Source organism: Pseudonocardia sp. (genome assembly GCF_050246655.1).
Taxonomy (GTDB): domain Bacteria; phylum Actinomycetota; class Actinomycetes; order Mycobacteriales; family Pseudonocardiaceae; genus Pseudonocardia.
In genome coordinates this window covers 1-21306 of record NZ_JBFWVQ010000100.1, presented here as the reverse complement: position 1 = coordinate 21306, position 21306 = coordinate 1, and the positions used below count along the sequence as shown (strand labels likewise).

The 21306-nt window shown below is 73.2% G+C and carries 23 protein-coding genes and 2 pseudogenes; 9 read left to right on the top strand and 16 right to left on the bottom strand.

Going from position 1 to position 21306, the window contains the following annotated elements:
* Together AB7J25_RS24170 and AB7J25_RS24165 are read right to left on the bottom strand one after the other, a co-directional pair.
* Window positions 1-626 (bottom strand): ArsR/SmtB family transcription factor (locus AB7J25_RS24170; RefSeq protein ID WP_428512438.1); only part of this gene is annotated, 626 nt, incomplete at its 3' end.
* Window positions 627-698: 72 nt separating this feature from the next.
* Window positions 699-1115 carry a MarR family winged helix-turn-helix transcriptional regulator gene (locus tag AB7J25_RS24165; RefSeq protein WP_428512436.1) on the bottom strand — a complete coding sequence of 139 codons (417 nt, stop codon included), beginning with the start codon at window positions 1113-1115 and terminating at the stop codon, window positions 699-701.
* Between the two features lie 185 nt (window positions 1116-1300).
* On the opposite strand from AB7J25_RS24165, the gene AB7J25_RS24160 reads away from it, so the two are divergent.
* The 5 genes and pseudogenes from AB7J25_RS24160 (at window position 1301) to AB7J25_RS24140 (ending at window position 5793) form a co-directional block, all read left to right on the top strand.
* Window positions 1301-2362, top strand: a complete 1062-nt coding sequence (locus tag AB7J25_RS24160) for a substrate-binding domain-containing protein (RefSeq protein ID WP_428512440.1) — start codon at window positions 1301-1303, stop codon at window positions 2360-2362.
* A gap of 47 nt (window positions 2363-2409) precedes the next feature.
* Window positions 2410-2691 carry a zinc ribbon domain-containing protein gene (locus tag AB7J25_RS24155; protein ID WP_428512434.1) on the top strand — a complete coding sequence of 94 codons (282 nt, stop codon included), beginning with the start codon at window positions 2410-2412 and terminating at the stop codon, window positions 2689-2691.
* A gap of 125 nt (window positions 2692-2816) precedes the next feature.
* Window positions 2817-4070 carry a formamidase gene (fmdA, locus tag AB7J25_RS24150; protein ID WP_428512432.1) on the top strand — a complete coding sequence of 418 codons (1254 nt, stop codon included), beginning with the start codon at window positions 2817-2819 and terminating at the stop codon, window positions 4068-4070.
* 10 nt (window positions 4071-4080) lie between these two features.
* Window positions 4081-5205 (top strand): urea transporter, encoded by a 1125-nt coding sequence (locus AB7J25_RS24145; RefSeq protein ID WP_428512430.1) that lies wholly within the window; start codon window positions 4081-4083, stop codon window positions 5203-5205.
* Between the two features lie 169 nt (window positions 5206-5374).
* Window positions 5375-5793 (top strand): annotated as a pseudogene (locus AB7J25_RS24140) (hypothetical protein).
* Here AB7J25_RS24140 and AB7J25_RS24135 read toward each other — a convergent pair.
* Window positions 5724-6452 carry a QsdR family transcriptional regulator gene (locus tag AB7J25_RS24135; protein ID WP_428512428.1) on the bottom strand — a complete coding sequence of 243 codons (729 nt, stop codon included), beginning with the start codon at window positions 6450-6452 and terminating at the stop codon, window positions 5724-5726. The pseudogene AB7J25_RS24140 and the gene AB7J25_RS24135 overlap by 70 nt on opposite strands.
* A 45-nt stretch (window positions 6453-6497) precedes the next feature.
* On the opposite strand from AB7J25_RS24135, the gene AB7J25_RS24130 reads away from it, so the two are divergent.
* A complete protein-coding gene (locus tag AB7J25_RS24130) occupies window positions 6498-7607 on the top strand; it encodes an alpha/beta hydrolase fold domain-containing protein (RefSeq protein WP_428512426.1) in 1110 nt (369 codons plus the stop codon).
* 17 nt (window positions 7608-7624) lie between these two features.
* Here AB7J25_RS24130 and AB7J25_RS24125 read toward each other — a convergent pair whose 3' ends face one another.
* From AB7J25_RS24125 to AB7J25_RS24110, 4 genes are all read right to left on the bottom strand, one after another.
* Window positions 7625-8590 (bottom strand): serine/threonine-protein kinase, encoded by a 966-nt coding sequence (locus tag AB7J25_RS24125; RefSeq protein WP_428512424.1) that lies wholly within the window; start codon window positions 8588-8590, stop codon window positions 7625-7627.
* A complete protein-coding gene (locus AB7J25_RS24120; protein WP_428512422.1) occupies window positions 8587-11328 on the bottom strand; it encodes an ABC transporter transmembrane domain-containing protein in 2742 nt (913 codons plus the stop codon). The genes AB7J25_RS24125 and AB7J25_RS24120 overlap by 4 nt, the downstream gene beginning before the upstream one ends.
* A 70-nt stretch (window positions 11329-11398) precedes the next feature.
* Window positions 11399-11569, bottom strand: coding sequence for a hypothetical protein (locus AB7J25_RS24115; RefSeq protein WP_428512420.1), 171 nt, complete (start codon window positions 11567-11569; stop codon window positions 11399-11401).
* 582 nt (window positions 11570-12151) lie between these two features.
* Window positions 12152-12958, bottom strand: a complete 807-nt coding sequence (locus AB7J25_RS24110) for a DUF6544 family protein (protein WP_428512418.1) — start codon at window positions 12956-12958, stop codon at window positions 12152-12154.
* 119 nt (window positions 12959-13077) lie between these two features.
* Here AB7J25_RS24110 and AB7J25_RS24105 point away from each other — a divergent pair, with 119 nt between their 5' ends.
* Both AB7J25_RS24105 and AB7J25_RS24100 read left to right on the top strand, forming a co-directional pair.
* Complete coding sequence (locus AB7J25_RS24105) at window positions 13078-13407, top strand: DUF6092 family protein (protein WP_428512416.1); 330 nt, start codon at window positions 13078-13080, stop codon at window positions 13405-13407.
* Window positions 13404-13940 (top strand): nitroreductase family protein, encoded by a 537-nt coding sequence (locus tag AB7J25_RS24100; protein WP_428512414.1) that lies wholly within the window; start codon window positions 13404-13406, stop codon window positions 13938-13940. Before AB7J25_RS24105 ends, AB7J25_RS24100 begins: the two co-directional genes overlap by 4 nt.
* On the opposite strand, the gene AB7J25_RS24095 is transcribed toward AB7J25_RS24100, so the two are convergent.
* Window positions 13921-14826, bottom strand: coding sequence for a LysR family transcriptional regulator (locus tag AB7J25_RS24095; protein ID WP_428512412.1), 906 nt, complete (start codon window positions 14824-14826; stop codon window positions 13921-13923). The two genes, AB7J25_RS24100 and AB7J25_RS24095, sit on opposite strands and share 20 nt — an antisense overlap.
* Before the next feature lie 71 nt (window positions 14827-14897).
* Here AB7J25_RS24095 and AB7J25_RS24090 point away from each other — a divergent pair, with 71 nt between their 5' ends.
* Window positions 14898-16109: a Bcr/CflA family efflux MFS transporter gene (locus AB7J25_RS24090; RefSeq protein ID WP_428512410.1), complete on the top strand. Its 1212-nt coding sequence runs from the start codon at window positions 14898-14900 to the stop codon at window positions 16107-16109.
* Here AB7J25_RS24090 and AB7J25_RS24085 read toward each other — a convergent pair.
* The 8 genes and pseudogenes from AB7J25_RS24085 to AB7J25_RS24050 form a co-directional block, all read right to left on the bottom strand.
* Window positions 16091-17731 carry a SulP family inorganic anion transporter gene (locus AB7J25_RS24085; protein WP_428512408.1) on the bottom strand — a complete coding sequence of 547 codons (1641 nt, stop codon included), beginning with the start codon at window positions 17729-17731 and terminating at the stop codon, window positions 16091-16093. The two genes, AB7J25_RS24090 and AB7J25_RS24085, sit on opposite strands and share 19 nt — an antisense overlap.
* Window positions 17732-17773: 42 nt before the next feature.
* Window positions 17774-18103, bottom strand: a complete 330-nt coding sequence (locus tag AB7J25_RS24080) for a metal-sulfur cluster assembly factor (RefSeq protein ID WP_428512407.1) — start codon at window positions 18101-18103, stop codon at window positions 17774-17776.
* On the bottom strand, window positions 18100-18474 hold the full coding sequence (locus AB7J25_RS24075) for an uL22m family ribosomal protein (RefSeq protein ID WP_428512405.1): 375 nt from the start codon (window positions 18472-18474) through the stop codon (window positions 18100-18102). Before AB7J25_RS24075 ends, AB7J25_RS24080 begins: the two co-directional genes overlap by 4 nt.
* Window positions 18474-18815, bottom strand: coding sequence for a Rieske 2Fe-2S domain-containing protein (locus AB7J25_RS24070; protein WP_428512403.1), 342 nt, complete (start codon window positions 18813-18815; stop codon window positions 18474-18476). Before AB7J25_RS24070 ends, AB7J25_RS24075 begins: the two co-directional genes overlap by 1 nt.
* A gap of 23 nt (window positions 18816-18838) precedes the next feature.
* The gene (locus tag AB7J25_RS24065; protein WP_428512401.1) at window positions 18839-19864 is read right to left on the bottom strand and encodes a toluene hydroxylase; all 1026 of its coding nucleotides are present in this window, start codon (window positions 19862-19864) and stop codon (window positions 18839-18841) included.
* Window positions 19861-20154: an MmoB/DmpM family protein gene (locus tag AB7J25_RS24060; RefSeq protein WP_428512399.1), complete on the bottom strand. Its 294-nt coding sequence runs from the start codon at window positions 20152-20154 to the stop codon at window positions 19861-19863. The genes AB7J25_RS24065 and AB7J25_RS24060 overlap by 4 nt, the downstream gene beginning before the upstream one ends.
* A 6-nt stretch (window positions 20155-20160) precedes the next feature.
* Window positions 20161-20430 carry a toluene-4-monooxygenase system B family protein gene (locus tag AB7J25_RS24055; RefSeq protein ID WP_428512397.1) on the bottom strand — a complete coding sequence of 90 codons (270 nt, stop codon included), beginning with the start codon at window positions 20428-20430 and terminating at the stop codon, window positions 20161-20163.
* 1 nt (window position 20431) lies between these two features.
* Window positions 20432-21306, bottom strand: a pseudogene (locus AB7J25_RS24050) (toluene monooxygenase); the annotation flags it as partial.

Genomic DNA, 21306 nt, shown 5'->3' with positions numbered 1-21306 from the left:
GTCGAGATCGGCTCGCGGCGCAGCTCGGCGAGCCGCTCGTCGCTCCAGCCGAACATCGCGGCCATCTCGGGCTGGTAGTTGTGCCAGGTGTAGGCCAGCCGCCGCGGCGGGTCGGCCTCGAGGACGTGCTGGTCCCAGTCGTGCAGCGGGTCGTCGCCGCCCATGCTCCAGCGCACGGGCGCGCCGACCGTCCAGTCCGACTCGGGCCCGCCGCCGCCGAAGTAGCGCTTCACGAACGCGGGCTCGGTGAGCGCCTGCCAGAGCTTCTCGGGCGTGGTGCGGATGTGGGTGACGTAGACGAACGCGGTGTCGCTCATGCCGGTGCCCTCCAGTGCTCGGGTGAGGTCCGCGAGGGCGTGGGCCCGCGCGCGGTCGTAGCGGTGGATCCAGCGGTCCGCGATCTCGGTGATGGGGGCGGCGTTGAGGTGGTGCACCTTCTCCCGCCCGCGCCGCCAGGTGACCACGAGCCCGGCGGCCTCGAGCACGGCGAGGTGCTTCGTGACGGCCTGGCGCGTCATGTCCAGCCCGTCGGTCAGCTCCCGCAGCGTCTGGCCGTTGCGGGCGTTGAGCCGGTCGAGCAGCAGCCGCCGGTGGGGATCGGCGAGCGCCTTGAACACCGCGTCCACGGATCCTCCATCAGGCAACCATTCAGTTGCCTATCCGACGATAGGCAACCGTCTAGTTGCCTGTCAACAGGATCAGCCGACGGTCGCGGCGGGGTCCTCGGTGCCGAGCCCACGGCACACCCGACCCAGGAGCTCCTGGAGCACCTCGATGTCGGGACCGAGCGTGGCGCGGAAGCGTTCCTGCACCTCAGCGGCGGCCTCGTCCCACTCCGCGAGCGCCAGGCGGCCGCGGGCCGTCGCCGCGATCAGGACCTTGCGGCGGTCGTGGTCGTCCGGGCGGCGCAGGACGAGGTTGGCCGACACCATGCGGTCCACGAGCTTGCTGAGCTTCGGGGCGAGCAGCATGGCGTGCTCGGCGACGAGGTTCATCGAGCACCCGCCCCGCTCGACGAGCAGCGAGAGGACGCGCCACTGGTCGATCCCGGATCCCCGCGCCCGCAGCGCCTCCTCCAGCCGGAGCACGACGGCGCGCTCCGCCATCGTGAGCATGCGAATGGTCTCGTCGTGGCACGACGTAGTCCGAACGGGCTGTGATCCCACCATCGACGACTACTGTCCCTCCGATCGGAGCAGCACCATCGCAGGAGCGCATCGTTAGCGTAACGCCCATGGCAGTGGGCTTGGCGTCGAAGCATCTCACGGTGCCGCCCGCCCGGCGACCCGACGTCCTCGACATGGCCCTCGTCGTCCCGCTGCAGGGCCCGGCCGGGATCTTCGGGCCGTCCTGCGAGAGCTGCGCCCAGCTCGCCATGGAGGAGATCAACGCCGAGGGCGGCGTGCTCGGCCGCGAGCTGAACCTCGTCATCGTGGACGGCGGGCAGGCGCCGGCGGCCGTCGCCAGGGACGTGGACGCGCTCATCTGCGCGGGCTCCGTCCAGGCCGTCACCGGCTGGCACATCTCCGCGGTCCGCGAGGCCGTCGCACCGGTGATCGGCGGGCGCGTCCCGTACGCCTACACCGCGCTGTACGAGGGCGGCGAGCACCGGCCCGGCGTCTTCCTCACCGGCGAGACGCCGGACCTGCAGCTCGCCCCCACCCTGGACTGGTTCGCGGACACCGCGGGCGTGCGCCGCTGGACGATCGTCGGGGACGACTACGTCTGGCCGCGCCGTTCGGCCGCCACCGCACGCCGCCACCTGCGGCGGATCGGCGGGACGATCTGTGACGAGATGTACGTCCCGCTGGGCACGTCGGACTTCGCCGAGGTGCTGCACCGCGTGGAGGCCAGCGCCTGCGAGGCCGTGCTGATGCTGCTCATCGGTGACGACGCCGTGGAGTTCAACCGCGCGTTCAGCGCGATCGGCCTGGACCGCGACGTGCTGCGGTTCAGCTCGCTGATCGACGAGAACGTCCTGCTCGCCTCCGGCGCGGACAACACCCGCGGGCTGATGACGTCGGCAGGCTACTTCGAGGACCTCGCCACCGCGTCCGGGCTGGACTTCGCCGCCGCCTACTTCCGCCGCTTCGGCGCGGACGCGCCGGTGCTGAACAGCCTCGGGGAGTCCTGCTACGAGGGTGTCCGGCTGCTGACGGCGCTGATGCGCCGCGCCGGGTCGGCGGAGGTGTCGCCGATGACGTCGGTGTCGGAGGGGCTGGCCTACGAGAGCCCGCGTGGCACCGTCGAGCTGCGCGACAGGCACCTGCGCCAGCGGGTGTTCCTGGCGGTCGCAGACGGCCTGAGCTGGGACGTCATCCAGCAGCTGCCGGGTGTTGACAGCGCAGCACTCGATCGCTAATTTTCCTAGGAAATTATTTCCTTCGCCGTCGAGAGGAGGAGCCTCGGATGGCGACGTACACCTACCGCTGCGCCGTCGACGGTCCCGTCGACCTCCGCGTCCCGATCGGCACGGCGCCCGTCACGATCGCGTGCCCCACCTGCGGGGTCCTGTCCCCGCGGATGATCACCGCACCGATGCTGGGCCTCGCCGACCGAGGCCGGATGGCGGTGATCGACCGCTCGGAGCGCTCGCGCACCGAGCCCGACGTCGTGTCGTCGCTCCCGCGTCGGCCCGGCCGCCCGGCCGCACCGTTCGATCCGCGGACGCGCACGCTGCCCCGTCCCTGATCCGCGGCGCCCGGTAGCCGCCGCCGCATAGCCACAAAGAGCCACAAAGCCACGCCCCGCCGACCGGCGCGGGCGTATCCGTCCTGCCCGCAGGACATCCACTCGATGAGGAGTGCTGATCCGCCATGCCCGAGGTCGTCTTCCCCCTGGACTCGACGAAGAGCTTCACCGACCAGCAGATAGTCGGCCACAACCGCTGGCACCCCGACATCCCGGCCCGGGTACAGGTCCGGCCGGGCGACAGCTTCCGGGTGCACTGCCGCGAGTGGTTCGACGGCGCCATCCGCAACGACGACTCGGCCGAGGACGTCCTCAACGCCCCGCTGGCCGGCGTGCACGTACTCTCCGGCCCGATCGCCGTCCAGGGCGTGGAGCCCGGCGACCTGCTGATCGTCGACATCCTCGACGTCGGCGCCATCCCGCAGGAGGACTCCGGCCCGCTCGCCGGACAGGGCTGGGGCTACACCGGCGTCTTCGCCACCCGCAACGGCGGCGGCTTCCTCACCGAGCAGTTCCCCGACGCCTACAAGGTGATCTGGGACTTCAGCGGCCAGACCGCCACCTCGCGCCACGTCCCCGGCGTCTCGTTCACCGGCATCATCCACCCCGGCCTCATGGGGACCGCGCCCTCGCACGAGCTGCTGCGCACGTGGAACGCCCGCGAGCAGGCGCTCATCGACACCAACCCGACCCGGGTGCCGCCGCTGGCGCTGCCGCCCAACCCGGACTCGGTGATCCTGGGGCACCTGCCCGAGTCCGACATCGAGCGCGTCGCCGGTGAGGCCGCCCGCACCGCCCCGCCGCGCGAGAACGGCGGCAACCAGGACATCAAGAACCTCACCAAGGGCTCGCGGATCTTCTACCCGGTGTTCGTCGACGGCGCGAACCTCTCCATGGGCGACCTGCACTTCTCCCAGGGCGACGGCGAGATCACCTTCTGCGGCGCCATCGAGATGGGCGGGTTCATGGACCTGCACGTCGACGTGATCAAGGGTGGCATGGCCACCTACGGCGTCAGCGAGAACGCGATCTTCATGCCCGGCAACGTCGACCCGCGCTACGACCAGTGGCTCGCGTTCTCCGGCACGTCGGTGACCCTCGACGGCGAGCAGCGCTACCTCGACTCGCACCTGTCCTACCAGCGGGCCTGCCTGCACGCGATCGACTACCTGCAGAAGTTCGGCTACAGCGACATCCAGGCCTACATGATCCTCGGTGCCGCGCCGATCGAGGGGCGCCTGTCCGGCGTCGTCGACATCCCGAACTCCTGCTCGACGGTCTACATCCCGACGGCGATCTTCGACATCGACGTCCGGCCGAGCGCGAGCGGTCCGCAGCAGGTCGACCCGGGCCAGGGCGTGCCCGTGGCGCGTGCCTAGGCGGATAGTCGTGGCGCCAGAAGCCGGTGCCCAGCCCCGCGTGCGGGGCTGGGTCGACGGCACCGCGCCCGCGCTGCAGGAACGGGTGCTGCACGCGCCACCCTTGGCGTTCGTGGAGTACTGCCTGCGCGGCGTCGGGCAGGTCATGTTCATGAACAACCCGTTCACCGGGCTGTTCGTGCTGGTCGCAGCGTGGTCGTTCGACCCGTGGCTCGGGTTCGGCGGCACGCTCGGCGTCGTGGTGTCGAACCTGGTGGCACTGCTGATGCGGTTCGACCGGGGCGCGATCGAAGCGGGGCTCTTCGGGTTCAACGGGGTGCTCTGCGGGCTGGCCCTGGCGACCTTCCTCGCCCCGAAGTGGGACGGGGTGGCCACCACGTGGATCGTCGTGGTGAGCGCTGGGTCCTCGATCGCGATGGCCGCGCTCGCGGCGTTGTTCGCGAAGGCGTGGGGCGTCCCGCCCTTCACGCTGGCGTTCAACCTGTCGGTGCTGCTGTTCATGATCACCGGATTGCACACGCTGCGGGGCCGGATCGGTGAGTCGATCTCGCCGCTCCTGCCCGCGGTGGACGGGCCACAGGTCTCGACCGCCCTGCGGGAGCACGCGACGGCCGCCGTGGCATCGAGCCTTGACGGCTGGATCAACGCCGTGTTCCGCGGCATCGGCCAGCTGTTCTTCGTCAACTCGATACTCGGCGGGGTCCTCGTGCTGATCGGCATCGCGATCTGCTCGCGGATCGCGGCGGGCTTCGCGCTGATCGGTGTCGTGATCGGCACCGCGGTCGGCATCGGACTGGGCGCGAGCGGCGTGGCGATCTACAACGGGCTGTGGGGGTTCAACTCCTACGACGCCTGTCTCGCGATCGCCGGGGTGTTCTACGTCCTGACCTGGCGTTCGGCATTGCTCGGGATGGCGTGCGCGGCCTATACCGCGCTGCTGTTCGGGGCGATCGCGTCGTTCCTCGGCCCGTGGGGCCTGCCGGCGATGACGCTGCCGTTCTGCTTCGGTGTGTTGACGTTCGTGATGCTGCGGGGCACGTCACCGCTGTTCACCTACGTCGAGGACATCACCACGCCGGAGGACCACCTCGCGCGGGCCCGGGCCCAGGCCCGGGAGGGGGCGTCAGCCGGCTGAGGCCCGGCCCGGCCGGGGTCCCGCCGCGAGGCGGGACCCCGGTGCTCGGGGCGAGCTCGGTGCACCTCCATCGCCGACTCTCGGGTGCTCTCGGCGAGATCGTAGAAAGCGACATACTTCACGAGCATGCCTGCGCGCCTCGTCGAGGAACCGAGGCCAGGATGGGGCCATGCAGCTTGCAGCGGCGATCGGCGCGGCCGCGGCGTTCGTCTGGCTCGGGATGGTGCTCGCGATCTCGTTCCTCGAGGCGCCGCTCAAGTTCCGCGCACCGGACGTGACCCCTGCGGATCGGGCTCGGCATCGGGCGGATCGTGTTCCGCGCGCTGAACCGGGCCGAGATCGTGCTCGCGGTCGTGCTGGTCGGTGCCGCGGTCGCGGTGCCCGCGCTGCGCGTCGTCGCCGGCGCGCTCGCGGTGCTGCTCGCCGCGCAGCTCGTCGTGGTGCGCCCGAGGCAAGAACCGGCGCTCGGACCGGGTCCTGGCCGGGGAGGACGTGCCGCGCTCCCGGGAGCACCTGGTCTACGTCGCGGCGGAGGTCGGGAAGGTCGTGCTGCTCGCGACGGCCGGGGTGCTGGCGCTCGGCGCCTGACGCTGCAGCAGCGAGTGCAGCACGCGGCCCGCCCGGTCCGCGTCGGGCCGCTCGCCGGTGATCAGGCCCAGGTAGACGTAGGACTCCAGGATCCGCACGACGACGTAGGCGAGGTCCGCGCGCGGGACGGGCGTCCACATCGTCCCGCCGTCGAGGTCCTCGGCGAGCAGGGCGTCGACGAACCCGAGCAGGCGCGGCTGGAAGTCGGTGGCCCGGGTGGTGAGCACCCGCAGCGCCAGCTCGCCCTCGTGCTCGACGAAGGCCTGCATCCCGGCGTCGCCGATCACCGCGTGCAACCAGGCATCGAGGACGGAGGCCGAGCGGCTGCACCCCGGCCGGACGGTCGCGGGATCGGCGAGCAGCCGTTCGAAGGTGCGCCGGCCCAGCCACCACAGCACCTCGACAAGCAGTTGTTCACGCGAACCCACCCACCGGTAGAGCGTGGCGCGGTTGACGTCGAGCTCCCGCGCGAGCACGCCCATGTCGACGCGCCTGCCGTCGCGGAAGGTGCGGCGCGCCCGGCGGAACGCGTCGAGCACGGTGGGACGCCCGGACGCCCCCGCGAGCTGCTCCTGCAGCGGCGTGCATCCGGTGTCGATGGCCGGTGCCGTGATGCCTCCCTCGCACGGTCTCTTGACACCCAGTGTGGCCCGGGACACAGTCGGGATGCAACATATCCGACTCTTGTCGCAAAGAGGCAACAGATGAGCGGAACGTCGCAGGTCGAGCAGGCCGCCGCACGGCAGGAGGGCCGACTGGCCGATCCTGCCGTCGAGCTCCGGACCGATCCCCGGCTCCACCCCGGGCTGCGGGCCGGGCTCGCCGCCTTCGGGCTGGATGGGCACGCGGCACCGCCGCCGTTCGACCGCGGAGCGGGCACCGAGGCGGTCGCCGAGTTCGTGGGCGGGGCGCACACCGCGTTCGAGGGCCTCTACGCGGCGGTGCCGTGGGAATGGCCGGGCGAGCGGGCCACCGACGTCGTGTACCGCGAGGAGTCCGTCCGCAGCCCGGACGGCCACGACATCCCGCTGCAGATCTACCGGCCGGCCGGGGTGTCCGGGCCGCTGCCCGGCCTCGTCTACATCCACGGCGGAGGCATGACCATCCTCGAGGCGCACAACGCGGTGCACCGCCGGTGGAGCAACGACCTCGCGGCGACCGGGATGGTCGTGGTGACGGTCGGCTTCCGCAACGCGTGGACGGCCGATGGAGCGAACCCCTTCCCCGCGGGCCTGGACGACTGTGCCGCCGCCCTGGACTGGGTGCACGAGCACCGCGCCGGCCTCGGCATCACGAGGATCGTGCTGCAGGGCGAGTCCGGCGGCGCGAACCTCGTCCTCGCCACCGCGCTGCGCGCCCGGCGGGAGGGCCGGCTGGACCGGATCGACGGCGTCTACGCGATGGTGCCCTACATCAGCGGCGGCTACGGCTGGAGCCGCGAGCGCAAGCTGCGCGAGCTGCCGTCGATGGTCGAGAACGACGGCCACTACCTCAACTGCGAGATGATGGACCTGCTCGTCACCGTCTACGACCCCACCGGCGAGAACGCCGAGAACCCGCTGTGCTGGCCGTACTTCGCCACCGAGCGCGACGTCGAGGGCATGCCGGCGCACGTCGTCACGGTGAACGAGCTGGACCCGCTGCGCGATGAGGGCATCGCCTACTTCCGGTTGCTGCAGCGCGCAGGCGTGCCGGCGGTGGGCAGGGTGAACCTCGGCCTCACACACGCCGCGGACATGTCGTGGCGCCAGGCGGTTCCCGAGGCCTACCGGGCGACGGTGCGCGACATCCACGGGTTCGCCGCGGACCTCTAGAGCCCGCCTCGGTCCGCTCAGCCCGCTGGGTCCGCCGGGTCCTCGTCGGGGACCAGCAACGACACGGCGGCGTCCAGCTCGGCGAGGGTCGGCCGGCGTACCGGGTCCGGCTCCAGGCAGGCGTCGATCACCTCGGCGACCGCGCGCGGCAGCCGCCGTCGGGCCCGCAGACGGGGGGCCCGACGGGAGAGCTGCAGCGGCGGCAGGGGGTCGTCCGACGTGGAGGGGTCGGAGGCATCGGGGTCGGCATCGAGGTCGGCCTCGTCGTCGGGCAGGAACGGGTGGTGCCCGGTGGCCGCCTCGTAGAGCAGCAGGCCGATCCCCCACACGTCCGCGGCCGGGCCCACCTCCCCGCCGACGGCCTGCTCGGGAGCCATGTACAGCCGGGTCCCGACGCCCGCCGGGCACCGCCCGGGCCGGCGCGCGAGCCCGAGGTCGATCAGCTTGGCCCGTCCCTCGTCGGCGATCACGTTGCTGGGCTTGACGTCGAGGTGCACGTAGCCGGACCCGTGCAGGTAGTGCAGCGCCGAGCACAGATGCCGGCCGACGTGGCCGACGTCGGTCGCCGGGAGCCTGCCGAGCTCGTCCATCAGGTGGGCGAGCGTGGCCCCGGAGAGCACCTCGAGGACCAGCGCGTCCGGCCGGGTGGAGTCGCCGCGGACGAGCTCGTAGGCGCGCACGAGGTGCGGGTGCGCGAGCGAGCGGAGCAGGCGCCCCTCGCGGCGCAGCAGCGACACCGAGTAACGGTCGCCGAGCAGGTCGGGACGGATCGCCTTGACCACACACCTGCTGTGCCGCAGCACGCTCCAGGCGTCGTAGGTGTCGACGTCGCGGCCGCGGCGCAGGTGCTCCACGACGGTGTAGCCGGGCACGATCTCCGCGCCAGGGGCGAGCGCCGGTGGGTCGTCGGCCGGGATCTCCGGCGCGGGGACGGGCGGCCCGACGAGCGGGCTCGGCGGCGGGGCGGGCGGGGCGAGCGTCATGCGTGTTCCCTCATCGGTGACCGGGGAGCGGATTCCGTGCGGCTGCGGGTGCCCACGCGGGCCACGGGGATGGCCTGCGTGATCGTGTGCGCGATCAGGTCGTCGTCCGGGGCGAGGCGGCGCCCGCGCGGGACCGGTCCGGTGGGGGGCCGGTGACGACCGGGCGTGCGCCGGGTGACCGGGAACAGCTGCGTGTCCTGCGCATCGCCGGGCCCGTCGTCGCCGGGCGCGCTGTGGCGACCCCCGGCGCGCGGGTCGGGCGCGCGATGCCGGGGCGGCGGGACGGGCCGCGCCGGCGCGGGGACGGGCCGGGCGTGGCGGGTCCGGGACACGGTCGGGATCGCCTCGGTCACGACGTTCTCGCCGGTCACGGGGCGGCCGTTGGTCACCGGATGCCCGTTGGTCGCCGCCCGGCCGTTCACCGGGTGCCCGTTGGTCGCCGGGTGCCCGTTGGTCGCCGGCCGGCCGTTCACCGGATGCCCGTTCGTCACCGGGTGCCCGTTCGTCACGGGTCGGCCGCCCGCCGGCTCGGGGTGCCCGGCCCGGAACGCGATGCCGGGCAGGTGCGCGTCGACGATCTGGCCGCCGTCGACCATGCGGGCCGCCGGCACCGGGCCCCCGCCCGTGGCCTGCCCGTTCACCGGCACGGGACGGCTCGGCGCGGGACGGCGCATCGGGCGGTTCGCCGGCTCCGCGGCGGGCCGGTCCGCGGGACGGACGGCCGCGGGCGCCGGGCGCGCCCGGCGCGGCTGCGGCACCGGCACGCCGGGGGCCGCACGCAGCGGGCGCGGCCTGGGCCGCGGGCGCACGACGGCGGTGGCCGCGACGTCGTCGGACGCGGCAAGGGCGACGCCGATCCCGGCAGGGACGATGCCGGTGGCATCGACGTCGGCCGGCGCATCGACGTCCGCCTCGGCCTCCTGGTGCAGGCGGTACAGCTCCGCGTAGCCGGCATGACCGGCAAGGAGCTCCTCGTGCGTGCCGAGGCCGGTGACCCGCCCGCCCTCCAGATAGACGATCTTGTCCGCGTCGGTGACCGTCAGCAGGTTGTGCGAGATGATCACGGTCGTCCGGCCGGACATGAGGCGGCGCAGCGGCTCCAGCACGCGCTGGGTGGACGCGGCGTCCAGGCCGGTGGTCGGCTCATCGAGCAGCAGCACGGGAGCGTCGCGGATCATCGCGCGCGCGATCGCCAACCGCTGGCGCTGGCCCCCGGAGAGCATGCGTCCGCGCTGGCCGACCCGGGTGTCGTAGCCGTCGGGCAGCTCGCAGATGTACTGGTGCGCGTCGGCCGCCTCGGCCGCCGCGACCAGCTCCTCCTCGGTCGCGTCCGGCCTGCCCCAGAGGATGTTGTCGCGGACCGTGCCGTCGAAGACCAGGGTCTCCTGCAGCACCGCGACGACGTTGCGGCGCAGGTCGGACAGCGCGAGATCGCGTAGGTCGATCCCGTCCAGCCGGATGGAGCCGACGTCGGGGTCGTAGGTGCGCAGCAGGAGCTTCGCGAGGCTGGACTTGCCCGCGCCGCTGGCGCCCACGACGGCGACCTTCTGGCCGGGCGCCACGGCGAAGCTGACGTCCGCGAGCGCCTGCTTGTCGGTGCCGGGATAGCCGAAGTCGACCTGCTCCACGGTGATCGCCCCGCGCGCCCGGTCCAGCGGGACCGCCTGCGGCGGGTCGTCGACGAGCGGCTTCTCGTCGAGCAGCTCGATGATCCGCTCGGCGCTCGCGCTCGCGGCGTAGATCGAGTTGTAGAGGTTGCCGAGCCCGCGCACCGGGCCGTAGAGCTGGGTCAGGTAGGCGATGAAGACCAGCAGGCCGCCGAGGGTGAGCCGGCCCGCCGCCAGCTCCGCCACGGCGAAGCCCATGACCAGCAGCACGCCGCCGACCTCGAAGATGTCGATGATCGGACCGAACAGCGACTGCAGCCGGGTGGCGACCATCTGCGCCCGGAAGCTGCCGAGGTTCTCCTTGTGGAACCGCTCGACCTCGTGGTCGGCGCGGTCGTAGGCCTGCACGAGGGCGACGTTGCCGAGGCTCTCCTCCGCGACCGCGGAGATCGCACCCGCCCGACGGCGCTTCTCGCGCGAGGCCTTCTTGATGCGCCTGCTGAAGTAGCGCGACGTGGCGGCGAACAGCGGCGCGGCGACGAGCGAGAGCAGCGCCAGCTTCCAGTTCAGCCAGAACAGCATCCCGCCGAAGAACAGGATCTTCAGGCCGTACGAGATCAGCTCGCCGACGCCGGCGAGGACCAGGCCCTCGATCGCGGCGATGTCACCGGTCAGGCGGGAGAGCACGTCGCCGAGCTGGCGGCGCTCGAAGAATCCCAGCGACAGCCGGTGCAGGTGGGCGAACAGCTTGGTGCGCAGCCGGAGGAGGAACTTCTCGCCGATCCACGTCGTCAGGTATCCGTCGATGAAGGAGATGACGCCTTCGACGATGGTGATGGCGAGATAGGCCGCCGCGATGTAAGGGAAGAGCGAGAAGTCGCCCGGGGTGAAGACGTCGTCGACCAGGACCTTGAAGAGGTAGATCGACGCGGTGTCGAGCGCGGGGCCGAGAGCGACCAGAACGAGACTCAGGAAAAGGCGGAACCGGAGACCCTTGGTCTCCGGCCAGAATCTGCGGAAGATCTCCTTCACGCTGATCGTGGGGGCCGCCTCGACCAGGCTGCTGGAGTCCGCCTCGTCGGCCGGTTCGGAATCGGCCTGCAGCCGGTCGGAGGTGCTGCTGCCGGACATCAGAGGTACCTAAGGGGGGAGCGTGGCCCCGCCCGGTCGACACCGGGCGGAGCCAGCGGCGCGGTGCCGATCAGCGGCAGCGCTTCGGCTTCGGCCGGCAGCCGCCGCGGCTGCTGCTCTCGTCGTGCTTGCGGTGCCGACGGCGACGCGGGCCGGCGGAGCTCGAGGACTCGTCGCGGTGGCCGCGACGGCGGCCGCACTTCGCCGGGACGGCGTGCTTGAAGGACTTCTTGCAGCTCATCGGGGTGGCTCCTTCGCTGTTTCCGTTCACGGCGCCGTCATTGGCGCACGTTCGGACATCGAGCGTTCACCGAACCGTGTTTCACGGCCTCCCGCAGTTCACCCGTCCAGTCGGAACGGGCCGGATACAGGTCCGGACGGGCTAACGGGGGCTTTCCGGACGAGCCGACCGCGCGCGATCCACGCCCGATCTGGCATTCGGAGCAATGATCACGACTGCCCGGCGACCCGGTCGCGATGATCCATCCGGCGAGAACGGGGGATCTACCAGCACGGTCCACGCGGTGACGGCGACCACACCGGACGAGCCGTCCGCGGGCACCGGAACGCGACCGGTGGGCCGAGCAGCGGCGAGGAGCCTCGGACGCACGCGGCGCCGGTCCACCGGCGCCCGCCAGGTTGGCCGCCAACCGGGCGACGTCTCTCGCGCGCCCGGGTGATCCGGGCACGCGGAAGCGGGCGATGTACGCGCCGCAGCCTGCCCAACGAGCGACGACGGCTCGGGATACGGATGGTCACGGACCCGTGTCACACCCGATCGGCGCAGCGGTCGCGCCGAGCCCGCATCCCCGCGCGGCGAGCTTCAGCGAAAGATCGCCGCGTCCACCGTGTAGCGGATGAACTCGCCGTCGGCCCACCGGTCGGTGCCCGGGAACCAACCCGCGACGACACGGCGCGGGATCTCGAACCCGCCGGTGCGCAGGGCGCCCTCCAGGACCGCTCCGAAGCGGTGGACGCCGAAACCGCCGCCGGGATCGCCGTAGCGGTCCATCTCGATCCCGGTGAGGGCACCCGAGGGGCCGACGCGGACCGTCACCTCGTGGACCCACCCGCCTGCGGGGACGAGCGCCGTCGCGCTGTCGCCGGTCCCCGGGCGCCAGGCCACGTCGGCGCGCAGGGCCGTCGCCGGGATCACGACGAGCTGCTCGGCAGCGAGCCTGCCTGCGGCGCTGCGGGTGACGTCGGCGTCCGAGGCCGACACGAGGGGCACGAGCCGGAGCAGGCGCCAGCGCATCTCGCCGCTGCCGCGGGTGTAGCGGTCGAACCCGGCCACGGGCAGCCCCGCGACCCGCAGGCGGGCCGCCCAGACCAGCCCCTCGGCGGTCATCCGCTGCACGGCCGTGAACGGCCGCCAGGAGCCGAGCTTGATCTCGCCGCGCATCCGCAGCTCGACCGCGGACCGCAGCGCCGTCCCGGGCCCGACGGCCCGGCGCAGCCAGCGCCGCACCGGCTCGGGCAGGTCGGCGGCGAGGTCCGGATCGAACCGGGCCGGGACGGGGGTCGGGACGCCGAGCGACTCCCAGTCCGCGCGCACCTCCGCCGGCATGGCGCGCAGGAAGGCCCGGTCGCCACTGGTCGTCCCCGTCGCGGTCATCGTCTGAGCCTCCACGACCCGATGATCGACCGAGTGCGCGCTCGGCCCAAGGGGCGAAGGGCCCCCACGGGCGGACGGCTGGTCCCCGGGCCGGGCGGCACGGCATCATGCCCTGGCCACGAAGGGAGGCACGGATGCCGGACGGTCCCCCGTCGCGCCCGGTGCTCGGCGAGGACGAGGCGCTCGAACTGCTCGCCTACCTCGTGACATCGGCACGCACGCAGGTCGACGAGGCGGCCGAGTACGGCCCGCTGCGGCTGCTCACCGCGGCCCGCAGGCTCGGCGCGATGATCGCGTCCCGGGCGTCGGCGCCCACCGCCGAGTTCGTGTCGGGTCCGCTCGACGCCGCCCCGGAACTGGCGGTGCCCCGGGACGGCCGCGCCGAGTACGTCGCACGCCTGGACGAGCTGTGCCGCGCCCTCGCCACGCACCTCGCCGCGCACTTCGAGGAGGACCCGCGGTGACGGACGGGGGCGAGGCGGTGCTCGCCGCCATCCGCAGCCGCCGGGTGGTGCGCGCGATGACCGCCGAACCGCTGCCCCGGGAGCAGCTGGAGACGATCCTCGACGCGGGCCGCTGGGCCCCGACGGCCGGCAACCGCCACCTCCAGCGCTTCGTCGCCACCGACGACCCCACGACGCTGCGTCTGCTGCGGATGGTGTCCCCGGGGATGCTCCAGCGCCCGGTCGCCGCGATCACCATCTGCACGGACCGCCCGCGCACCGCCGCGTTCGGGTTCCCGCCGGACGCCCCGGGCCTGCACGTCGACGTCGGCACCGCGGCGGCCACGCTGCTGCTCGCCGCCCACGCGATCGGCGTCGGGGCGGGGCCCGTCACGTCGTTCAGCCGCGCCGCGGTGGCGGTGGTCCTGCGGCTGCCCGACGGCTGGGTGCCCGAGATGATCGTCTGCCTGGGCCACCCGGCACCCGGCGCCCCGGCCCCGATGGCGGCCCACCGGCGCCTGACGTGGCGCGATCTCACGACCTGGGTGCCCTGACCGGCGCCCGGGCCTCGAACTCGTCGAGGACGGCGAGGAAGGCCCGCGCGCCGGGCGCGGAAGGGGCCGGGCCGCGGTGGACGAGGACGATCGGGTGTCGCGCGTCGGGATCGGCGAGGTCCAGGGCGCTGACGTCGCCCGGCCGGGCCTCGACGGCCGAGCGCGGCACCACGGCCGGGCCGAAGCCGTGGGCGACGAACCGGGCCACCGCGTCGGAGGTGGCCAGCTCGAACGCGATCCGGCGGGTGAGGCCCGCCCGGGCGAACACGGCATCCACCTGGCGGCGCAGCCCGGACTCGGCGCGCATCTCGACGAACGCGCTGCGGGTCGCCAGGTCGGCGAGGCCGGAGTCCGGGTGCCCGTGGGGTACGGCGAGGACGAGGGGTTCGTCGGCGAGCACCCGGTGGGTCAGGCCTGCGGGGAGCTGCCCGGGGTGCAGCCCGACGAATGCGACGTCCAGCTCGCCGTCGCGCACCTGGCCGGCCATGTGCCGGCTGCCGGTGTCCCGGATGGCGATCTCCACACCCGGATGGCGGTGGTGGAACGCGGCGAGCGCGCGCTCCACCACCGGCGCGGCCTGGCCGGTGCTGCCGATCATGCCGATCCGCAGCCGCCCGGTGACGACCCCGGCCAGCTCGGCGAGCTCCACACGGGCGGCCTCGATCCCGGCGAGGACGGCGCGGGCGCGCGGCAGCAGCAGCTCGCCCGCCGGAGCGAGACGCACCGACCGGCTCGTGCGCTCGAAGAGCGTGACGCCGTGCTTGCGTTCCAGCCGCGCGACCTGGTAGCTCAGCGCGGACTGTGCCACGTGGCAGCGCGCCGCGGCCCGGGTGAAGTTGAGCTCCTCGGCCACGGCGACGACGTACTCGAGCTGGCGGACATCCATCGCGATCCTCGATCGTTGGGCACTGAACTCTGAATTGGTTCGATCGACGGTAGCGCCCGACACTCGACGGCATGACCCGCCATCCCCTCACCGGACGCCGGCTCGCCGTGCTCACGCTGCTGCTCGGCGGGTTCACCGCGTTCGGCCCGCTGTCGATGGACCTCTACCTGCCCGCCTTCCCCGGGCTCGCCGACGACCTCGCCGCGAGCCAGGCGGCCGTTCAGCTCACCCTCACCGCGGACGTCGTCGGCCTCGTCGTGGGCCAGCTGGTGCTCGGCCCGCTGTCCGACGCCCGGGGCCGCAGGCGGCTGCTCATCGGCTCGACGCTCGTGTGCGCACTCGCCTCGGTGCTCTGCGCGCTCGCCCCGACGGCGGGGTGGCTGGCCGCGTGGCGCTTCCTGCAGGGTGCGTCGGGCGGCGGCGGCATCGTGCTGGCCCGGGCCGTCGCAGCGGACATCGCGAGCGGGGTCGAGGCGGCCCGGCTGTTCTCGCTGTTCATGACCGTGTCGAGCGTCGCCCCCATCATCGCGCCGGTGCTGGGCGGTGCCCTGCTGGCCGCGACGGGCAGCTGGCGGCCGATGTTCTGGCTGCTCGCGGTGACGAGCCTCGTGCTCGCCGCGGCCGCCTGGCGGGCGATCCCCGAAACGCTGCCAGCGGACCGGCGGCAGCCGGGCGGGCTGCGCCGCACCGGCCGGGCGTTCGTCGACCTGGCCCGCGACCGGGTGTTCGCCGGCTATGCGCTCACCGTCGCCTTCGCCTACGCCTCGCTCTTCGGCTACATCTCCGGGTCGTCGTTCGCACTGCAGGACGTCTACGGCCTGTCGGCCACGCAGTTCAGCATCGTGTTCGCCGCGAACGCCGCCGGGATGATCGCGCTGGGCCTGCTCAACGCCCGCCTCGTGCGCCGTCACGCGGTGCGCCGCCTGCTGGTGGCCGGGCTCGCCTCCTCGACGGTGGCCGCCGTCGCCCTGGTCGGGGCGGTGCTCGTCGGGTCGGATCTGCCCGCCGTGCTGGTCCTGCTGTTCGTCGTCGTCGCGAGCCGCGGGCTCGTGTCCGCCAACGCCACCGTGCTCGGGGTGGCGCGCGCGCGTGCCGCCGGCTCGGCGTCGGCGGTGCTGGGGGCGCTGATGTTCGCGGGCGGCGTCCTCGTCACCCCGCTCCTGGCGCTCGGCGGCGAGGGCAGCGCGGTGCCGATGGTGCTCGTCGTCGCGGGCGGCGCGGTGGCGGCGCTCCTGGCGACGACGCTGCTGGCGCGCGAGCGGGCTCAGGTGGCGGCGTCGTAGGTCTCCAGCACCTCGCCGGAGGTATCGAAGATCCGGTCGGCGCCGAGCCGGTCGACGAACCCGTACCGGTCGAGCTGCCGGCGGACCGCGGGGACCACGCTGGACAGGACGAGCCGGATCCCGCGATCCTCCAGGCGTTCCCGGACGCGGTCCAGCACCTCACCCGCGCTGTAGTCGACGTCACCGATCGCGGCGGCGTCGAGGCAGAACCAGCGCACGGGCGGGCCGCTGGTGGTCAGCAGGGCGACGTCGGCGGCGAAGCGCGACGCGTTGGCGAAGTACAGCCCGCTACCGAAGCGGTAGACGATCAGCCCGTCGACGGTCCGCAGCCCGGGCGCGACCGGCTCGGAGTGCCAGTGCCCGGCCGGGGACTTGCGCAGCACGCTGCTGTGCGGGTGGTAGCTGTGGCGCAGGTGGTCGGCGATGGACAGGGCGACGGCCATCGCGATGCCGGTCTGGACGCCGAACAGGACGACGGCCAGCGCCGTGACCAGTGCGAGCGCCCACTCCGACCGCCGCACGGCCCAGAGCCTGCGCAGCCCGTCGACGTCGACGAGCTCGACACCGATGAGGAGCACGACCGCGGCGAGCGCCGCCAGCGGGAGCAGCGCGAGCGACGGGGTCGCCACCAGCACCACCACCAGGGCGAGCAGCGCCGCACAGAGCTGCGCGAGCTGGCTGCGCCCGCCTGCGGAGTCCACGATCTGGGTCTTCGTGGGACTGCCGTTGACGACGAACGTGCCGGTCAGGGCGCTGGCGAGGTTCGCGCCCGCGAGGCCGACGACGTCCTGGTCGGTGTCGGCGCGCTCGTCGTGGCGGGCGGCATAGGCGCGCGCGGTGGCCGCGCTCTGCGCGAGGATCACGACCAGCATCGACAGGGCCAGCGGCAGCACCGTGCGCAGGTCCTCCAGCCCCACCCCGGGCAGCGTGGGCGTCGGCAGCCCCGAAGGGACCGGCCCGAGGAGCGCGGTGTCGAGGTCGATCGCCGCCGACACGGCGATGGCGGCGACCACCGCGATCAGGGCCCCCGGGATGCGGCGGTCGATCAGCCGCAGCCCCACGACAACGACCACCACGCCCGCGGCGATCGCGACGGCGGTGCCGTCGGCGTCCGGCAGCCCCCGGGCGATCTGCACCAGCAGGGCGGGCACGTCGTGGGTGGTGACCGGCACGCCCGTCACGTCGGCGAGCTGCCCCACCGCGACCTGGATGCCCACCCCCGTCAGGAAGCCGACGAGCACGCTGCGGGACAAGAAGTCCGCGAGCACCCCCAGCCGCAGCAGGCGCGCGACCAGCAGCAGGGCCGCCACGACCAGCGCCGTCGTCGCGGCCAGGGCGACGTAGCGGTCGCTGCCGGCCACGGCGACCGTGGCGAGGCCCGCGGCGAGCATGGCCGCGGTCGCCGAGTCCGCACCGACGACGAGATAGCGCGAGGCGCCGAGCACCGCGAACACGACGGCAGGCGCGAGCAGCGTGTACAGCCCGGTCTCGACCGGCATGCCTGCGATCCGCGCGTACCCCAGCACCTCGGGCACGGCGATCGCGGCGAGCGTCGCGCCGGCAAGGGCGTCGGGCAGGAACCGGTCGCGGCGCAGCTGCAGGCCGCGTCCGATCCAGCGCACCCGGCCCACCTCCCGAGCGGGAAGGCTAGCCGCCGTGAGCGCTCAGGGTGTGAAGCCGATCGCGACGAGCTGCTCGCGGCCCTCGGGGGTGATGTCGCTCGGGTGCCACGGCGGGGAGAACTCCCAGTCGATCGCGTACCGCGCGACGAGCCCCGACCCGACGAGCGCCGTCCGGATCTGGTCCTCCATGATCTTCGTCAGGGGGCAGGCCGGCGAGGTGAGGGTCATCGTGAGCCGGGCGTTGTCCCCGTCGCTCCGGACGTCGATCCGGATGTCGCGGACGAACCCCATGTCGACGACGTTGATCCCGAGATCGGGGTCCAGGACCTCGGTGAGGGCCTCGCGGACCCGGTCGGCCGTCCGTGCGGTCACGGCACTGCGCCCCTTCCGGTGGACCGGAGCTCCACGGTCAGCGCCGTGGTGCGGGTGGTGATCCAGTCGGCCTTGCCGTGCGCCTGCCGGCGCACCCGCACGACCGGCTCCCCCTCCTCGACCTCGAACGCCACGACCGCGAGGGCGGCGGGCGGGATGCCGTGCACGCGCGCCGCCTCGGCGGTGGCCTGCTGCACCACACGCGCGACCGGTGCGCACACCGTGCCCGCGGCGAAGCGCAGCGCGTGCAGCGCCGCGTCGGCGGGCATCCCGCGCACCCGCTCCAGCACGCGCCGCGCTTCGGCCTGCGCGATGCGGACCTGGTCGGAGCGGCCGTGTACGACGCGATCGGCGGGGCCTGCCGGCACCATCACGGCACCGCGACCCAGATCCGCCCGTTCTCGACCTTCACCGGGTAGGCGGTCAGGGCGCAGTCGTCGGGGTTGATCCCCCGGCCCGAACGCGCGTCGAACTCCCAGAGATGGTTCGAACAGGTGAGCACGCCGTCGGTGAAGTCGCCGTCGTCGAGCGGCCACGCCTGGTGAGGGCAGCGGTTGTGGTAGGCCCGGACCTCACCCCCGGCGTCGAGCAGCAGGACGGGCGTGTCGCGCACGGTCACGGCCGCCATGTCGTCCTCCCAGAGCTCGTCGGCCTCGTAGACGTCGGTCCAGGTCGCGCGGGTCGCGGTGGATGCGTCGTTCGCGGATGCCACGTGGGCCGTCTCCTCTCGTGCGATCAGGCCGCCGCGGCGACCAGGCCGGCGTTCGCGAGCAGGTCGCGGCGGGCCGCGACCGCCTCGTCGGCCACCTGCGACGCCGAACGGCCGTGCTCGGGGAGGGTCGCCATCAGCTCGCCCAGCCCGCGGGCCGCCGCGTCGGCGCGCGGCGACCACCGGTCGATCCACTTCCGCAGGACGTCCGCGTTCTCCGGCCGTTCGGCCAGGGCGTGGCGGGCCAGCGCGGCGCTCCACCGGGCCCGCCGCGCCGCGTCCGCCGCCAGCGACGACGTCAGGAGCCAGGTGAGCTCGTCGCCGTTGGCGCGCGCGAGCTCGCCGAGCTGGCGCAGGAGCACGTCGTCCAGCGTCGGCAGCAGCACGAGGTCGAGCGCGGTGAACGCCTCGGCCCAGTCGTAGGTGACAAGTGCCAGCTCGACGGCCCGGCGGGCGGGCTGCCACTGCGGGGCGTCCTCCCAGACCGCCCGTTCCCCGGTAGCGAACCCCGCCTCCGGGTCGGCGAGCTGCAGCTCGCGGGTGCGGTAGGCGACCAGGGTCACGCGGCGCAGCAGGTCCGCGGTCGCGAGCGTCGCCGCGCCGGTGATGTAGGACGACGGCGCCATGAACGCCACGTAGGCCTGGACCTGCTGGGCGCCGTGCACCGGGTAGCGCGTGGGCGTGAACAGCCGGGCCAGGGTGGCCCGCCAGCGCGGCGCGAGCGCTCCGTCCGCGCCGACCGCGGCGTACTGCTCCAGGAGGCCTGCGACGTGGCTCTCCTGCTCGTCCTGCTGGACGACGTAGGTGCGGTAGGTGTGGGCATCGGGATCGCGGAAGCCGTCCCAGTCCTCGGCCTGCAACGGCGAGCGGTCGCGGTAGGTGATCATCCACAGGTTGCCCGGCGAGGACGGGTTGCCCTCCAGTGGCGCCTTGCGCCCCGAGCGGAGCGTCCAGTTCGTCGCGTGCGAGACGATCTCGTACTCGGTGGGCCGCTTGCGGACGTCGCCGAAGGCGCTCCACGTGCGCAGGCGGCGGGTGGGTGTGTCGGTCATGACCTGCCTCCCACGGAGCCGAGGGACCACTCGACCGCGTCGCTGGACGTGGAGATCCGGCCCGAGAACGACGGCATGATCGCCTCCAGCGAGCGGATCTCGAACGACTCGCCGAGATGGCGCTTGAGCGACTCCGCCGTGACCCGCAGCCGGTCCGAAGCGTGGATGCGGACGTAGGCGCCGCGGTCGACGATCTCGATGTCGCGGTCGGGGTTGTCGTCCTCGATCGCGGCGGCGACGAGCTCGACCTCGTCGCACATGCGCAGGATGGGTCCCACGGGGTTGTCCATGGCCGGTCAGTCCTCGTAGTCGACGCGGACGTGGTCCAGCGGGCCGATGCCCGCCTCGCTCACGGTCAGGTGGGGCGGCAGGATGCGGTCGTCGAAGTAGACGACCTTGGCGGCGTCGCGGCGGCGCACCCGCTTGCCCTCGCTGTGGTAGGCCACCTTCTCGGCCAGCTCGGCGATGGTGTCGGTGCTGAGCACGGGCGCGAGCACCTCGACGAAGTCGTCGGCGAAGATCGCGTTGAGGGGCACGAGCTGGGGCTCGGCGTCGTCGCCCGCCATGTCAGCCCACCTCCGCGGACTCGAAGGATCTCGCCCACGAGTAGCCGTGCGCGTCGTCGCCCATCACGTCCGGGGTGAGCCCCATCCAGCCGAGGATCCCCGGCACGTCCATGGGCTGGATCTCGCCGCCGAGGAACCGCTCCACCACCGTGGTGTGGTTGATCGCGTCGCGGTCCTCCCACCAGATCTGCCGGCAGCCCTTGGAGCAGAAGTGGTAGGTGACGCCGTTGTGCCTGAGCGAGTGGTTGCGCACCCGCCACTTCCCGTCCCGCCCGTACGTCGCGTTGCACGTCGGCAGGTGGCACATGTTGCACAGCCACGGCAGCGTCTCCGGCAGCGTGGCCTCCAGGTTGCCGGAGTTGATGTTCTCGGCGATCACGGCCCACTTGTCGCCGTAGAGGGTGTCCCAGTTCGGGTACATCTCGCGCAGCCACTCGCGCGACTCAGCGTCCACCCCGCCCGCGGGCCGCCACCACACCGTGGGCCGCCAGAACCACAGGCCGAGGTGCAGCGAGTGGTGCCAGACGTCGAGGCCCTCCATGAACTCGTCCCAGTACCAGGGCCGGCGCAGCCCGTAGTCCTCGATCGTCCGGACGAACTGGTCGATGATCCATTCCTCCATGAACTCCCGGTAGGACTGCTTGCGGTGCTCGACGGGGGTGTAGTAGTCCATCGCCGGACCGGTGAGCGCGGAGAACGCCCGGGCGGAGAGCCAGAAGAACTTGTCGATCGTCCACTGGGCCCGCACGGGGTCGTGCTCGACCAGCAGCTCCAGCGTCGGCCCGCCCTGCTGGGCGTGGCGGGCCTCGTCGGTCTGGATCGACGAGATCATGTTCGCGAAGTTGACGTCCCCGGCCTCCAGCGCGTCCGAGGACA

Coding starts and splice junctions, on each gene's coding strand:
- AB7J25_RS24165 (WP_428512436.1), bottom strand. CDS start 1,115: ATGCTCACGATGGCGGAGCGCGCCGTCGTGCTCCGGCTGGAGGAGGCG.
- AB7J25_RS24160 (WP_428512440.1), top strand. CDS start 1,301: ATGGCCCTCGTCGTCCCGCTGCAGGGCCCGGCCGGGATCTTCGGGCCG.
- AB7J25_RS24155 (WP_428512434.1), top strand. CDS start 2,410: ATGGCGACGTACACCTACCGCTGCGCCGTCGACGGTCCCGTCGACCTC.
- fmdA (WP_428512432.1), top strand. CDS start 2,817: ATGCCCGAGGTCGTCTTCCCCCTGGACTCGACGAAGAGCTTCACCGAC.
- AB7J25_RS24130 (WP_428512426.1), top strand. CDS start 6,498: ATGAGCGGAACGTCGCAGGTCGAGCAGGCCGCCGCACGGCAGGAGGGC.
- AB7J25_RS24125 (WP_428512424.1), bottom strand. CDS start 8,590: ATGACGCTCGCCCCGCCCGCCCCGCCGCCGAGCCCGCTCGTCGGGCCG.
- AB7J25_RS24120 (WP_428512422.1), bottom strand. CDS start 11,328: ATGTCCGGCAGCAGCACCTCCGACCGGCTGCAGGCCGATTCCGAACCG.
- AB7J25_RS24115 (WP_428512420.1), bottom strand. CDS start 11,569: ATGAGCTGCAAGAAGTCCTTCAAGCACGCCGTCCCGGCGAAGTGCGGC.
- AB7J25_RS24105 (WP_428512416.1), top strand. CDS start 13,078: ATGCCGGACGGTCCCCCGTCGCGCCCGGTGCTCGGCGAGGACGAGGCG.
- AB7J25_RS24095 (WP_428512412.1), bottom strand. CDS start 14,826: ATGGATGTCCGCCAGCTCGAGTACGTCGTCGCCGTGGCCGAGGAGCTC.
- AB7J25_RS24090 (WP_428512410.1), top strand. CDS start 14,898: ATGACCCGCCATCCCCTCACCGGACGCCGGCTCGCCGTGCTCACGCTG.
- AB7J25_RS24075 (WP_428512405.1), bottom strand. CDS start 18,474: ATGGTGCCGGCAGGCCCCGCCGATCGCGTCGTACACGGCCGCTCCGAC.
- AB7J25_RS24065 (WP_428512401.1), bottom strand. CDS start 19,864: ATGACCGACACACCCACCCGCCGCCTGCGCACGTGGAGCGCCTTCGGC.
- AB7J25_RS24060 (WP_428512399.1), bottom strand. CDS start 20,154: ATGGACAACCCCGTGGGACCCATCCTGCGCATGTGCGACGAGGTCGAG.
- AB7J25_RS24055 (WP_428512397.1), bottom strand. CDS start 20,430: ATGGCGGGCGACGACGCCGAGCCCCAGCTCGTGCCCCTCAACGCGATC.